The sequence below is a fragment of the Roseicyclus salinarum genome, from assembly GCF_029624655.1.
GTDB lineage: Bacteria > Pseudomonadota > Alphaproteobacteria > Rhodobacterales > Rhodobacteraceae > Roseibacterium > Roseibacterium salinarum.
Window position 1 is genome coordinate 1 of the sequence record NZ_JARRSA010000059.1, and the last position, 978, is coordinate 978.

Sequence of the window (978 nt, forward strand, 5' to 3'; positions counted from 1 at the left end):
GCCTCGCCGCCATGCGCATCGACGCCCTGCAATACGCCAACTGGTCCGGGAAGGTCTTTCGCCAGATGCGCGAGGGGGGCGTGGACGCGGTGCACGTCACGATCGCCTACCACGAGACGTTCCGCGAGACGGTCCACAACATCGCGCGCTGGAACCGCTGGTTCGAGCGTCACCCCGACCTGATCTTCCAGGGCTTCACGGCGGACGACGTCCTTCGCGCGCGGGACAGCGGGCGCACCGCGATCTTCTTCGGCGCGCAGAACCCGTCGTGCATGGAGGACGACATCGGGCTGGTCGAGGTCCTGCACCGGCTTGGCCTGCGCTTCATGCAGCTGACCTACAACAACCAGTCGCTGCTCGCGTCGGGCTGCTACGAGGAGGACGACACCGGGCTGACGCGCATGGGCCGCGAGGTGGTGGCCGAGATGAACCGCGTCGGCCTCGTGATCGACATGAGCCATTCGGGCGAGCGCTCCACGCTGGAGGCGATCGAGCGCTCGACCCGCCCCGTCGCGATCACGCACGCGAACCCGGCGAGCTGGCATCCGGCGCTGCGCAACAAGTCCGACACGGTGCTGCGCGCGCTGGCCGAGACCGGCGGGATGCTGGGCTTCTCGGTCTATCCGCACCACCTCAGGGGCGGCAGCGCCTGCACGCTGGAGGACTTCTGCGGGATGGTGGCGCGCACGGCCGAGCTGATGGGCGTGGGCCATGTTGGCATCGGAACCGACCTTTGCCAGGACCAGCCCGACAGCGTGGTGGAGTGGATGCGCGTCGGGCGCTGGACCCGGTCCGCCGACTACGGCGAGGGCAGCGCCGCCGCGCCGGGCTTTCCGCCGATGCCGGACTGGTTCGCCGACAACCGCGACTTCGGCCGCATCGCCGAGGGGCTGTCGGCGGTCGGGTTCGACGCCGGCGAGATCGAGGCGATCATGGGCGGAAACTGGCTGCGCTTCTTCGAGCGCGGCTTCGGCCCCG

The 978-nt window shown here is 69.9% G+C and carries 1 protein-coding gene; it reads left to right on the top strand.

The genetic code is table 11. The features are described 5' to 3' along the window. Nucleotides 1-11 precede the first annotated feature (11 nt). Nucleotides 12-978: membrane dipeptidase (locus tag P6F26_RS19590; protein WP_278030392.1), on the top strand; the 967-nt coding region annotated here is incomplete at its 3' end.